The following is a 1,013-nucleotide window of genomic DNA, read 5'->3' as shown; positions in this document are numbered from 1 at the left end:
TATCCTTATCTTATCACATCCGGACTTCTATGAAAAGAGCTATAAGTTCTTTATTACATCATTTTTATCCTGTAGTTCTTCCTCTTGTTCCTTTATTCTTTGACCTCTTTCAAATATCGCTCGCTGTTGTTCATTGACTTTATCTCTCAAGGAGTCACGTTCTAATCTTAGATCCTCAAGCTGCTTTGCCTGCACTGCAAAATATTTAGCAAATGTTTCTTTTTCTTCCTCTAATTCCTCAACTTCATCTTTTAATCCTTCTTGCTCATACTCTTCTTCATCACCAGACATATCATCCTCAAATATTTCATCTTCATCACTAAATTCACTGCTGGTGGATATAGAACTTCTACGTGAAGAAGGTGTGCTAGGAGAGGAATACCCACTGCTGCTTGGTGTAGGTGACTGTGGTGATATATGTAGATCTTTTGTAAATATTTCCTCTGCTGGTACTTGCTGATCGTCTACACTCTTGGATATGCCAGTAAAAGCTTGATACAGAGTTTTTCCGTTGATAAAAACTTCTTTATTTTGTCCAACTAACTTTAATACTTCTTCTGAACTCGTTATTCCTCCAAATTTTGGTTCACCAATAACACTCTGTATACCACCAGAATCCAATTTTACGGTCATGCTGCAGTCTATGCTGTTACCTTCAGAATCCTTAGCCTGCCAATTAATGGTCATTTCACATGAGCTTGAACCAGTAAAATCATAGTGCCTTTCGCTGCCTTTTTTGGTTGCAGTTATTTGACTATCTTTCCCTAAAGATATGTTATAAACCTTACCTTCACTGCTAGCTCTTAAAATATTGCTAATTTCTATTGGTTTTTCTTCATTTTCAAATCTAATTTTGAAGTCATCATCTTTTGTTGAATACGCTAAGAAATTTTGATTTGGTAAAGATGCTTCAAATTCTCTATGTGTTTCATTTATTGATTGCTCAAATTTTTGGAACTCCTTTTCCCACTTTAAATTTATCTGTCCTGTAATGTTCTCATCTTTGCGTAAAG

1 pseudogene is annotated in these 1,013 nt (G+C 35.2%); it reads right to left on the bottom strand.

Annotated elements, in window-relative coordinates:
- Positions 1-230 precede the first annotated feature (230 nt).
- A pseudogene (locus ACIPNH_RS00285) lies at positions 231-1,013 on the bottom strand (hypothetical protein); the annotation flags it as partial.

The organism is Wolbachia endosymbiont of Drosophila barbarae, from assembly GCF_044752445.1.
Lineage (GTDB): Bacteria > Pseudomonadota > Alphaproteobacteria > Rickettsiales > Anaplasmataceae > Wolbachia > Wolbachia pipientis.
This window is presented reverse-complemented; position numbering and strand designations above follow the sequence as displayed.